The organism is Prevotella sp. OH937_COT-195, assembly GCF_003932845.1.
Taxonomy (GTDB): Bacteria; Bacteroidota; Bacteroidia; order Bacteroidales; family Bacteroidaceae; genus Prevotella.
In genome coordinates, this window is sequence record NZ_RQZH01000105.1 from 1 (window position 1) to 681 (window position 681).

At 34.9% G+C, this 681-nt stretch carries 1 protein-coding gene; it reads right to left on the minus strand.

Features of this window, described 5'->3' with window-relative positions:
* Window positions 1-103 precede the first annotated feature (103 nt).
* Window positions 104-409 (minus strand): hypothetical protein, encoded by a 306-nt coding sequence (locus EII32_RS12285; protein WP_158611193.1) that lies wholly within the window; start codon window positions 407-409, stop codon window positions 104-106.
* Window positions 410-681 lie beyond the last annotated feature (272 nt).

Below are 681 nucleotides of genomic sequence, written 5' to 3' on the forward strand. Positions count from 1 at the left end.
TCGGCATAGCGTGAGCTATTAAGCCGACCATTCGACAAGTTTTGGGATTGTTAAGGGTTCCGAGGCTCAACGTCAATAAAGCAATTGGAATAAAGCAACAAAGTTATTTCCGTGATAGTGCTATTGCGCCGAAAAATATTAGTATAAACGGAATAAATAGTAAGATAGCTCCACCTAAAGCAATGATTATAGCTATGCCGACAACTGCATAAATTAAGTAGCCTAGAAATGACAAAGCCCAATGCCAATTGGTAAACATCTTGTACAAAGAAAGGATTATTGTTGCTATAACGATTATTGCAGCAGGTATCCAAAAACGTAAATCCATAGTTGGAACACTTAAAAGAAGTGCTAATAAAATAATGCCGATTGCTTGTTCGGGTTCGATATTTTTCACTTTTTCTAGCATAAAAATCATCCCTCAAAATGAAATATTATTTGAGTAAATATTATCATTTTTTAGGACGAATTTTGGGGGTGGTTTTTTCTTATCTTGTTTTGGTTTTTGGTCTTTTAGGTTATTTTTTGATTAATTGTTCTAAAAAAGATTAGACATGCATTTATGCCGAGAAAATTTATTGATGTTGAGAAGAACCCTTAACTAAACTTGCAGACGAATGTCGGCATAGCGTGAGCTATTAAGCCGACCATTCGACAAGTTTTGGGATTGTTAAGGGTTCC

Coding starts and splice junctions, on each gene's coding strand:
- EII32_RS12285 (WP_158611193.1), bottom strand. CDS start 409: ATGCTAGAAAAAGTGAAAAATATCGAACCCGAACAAGCAATCGGCATT.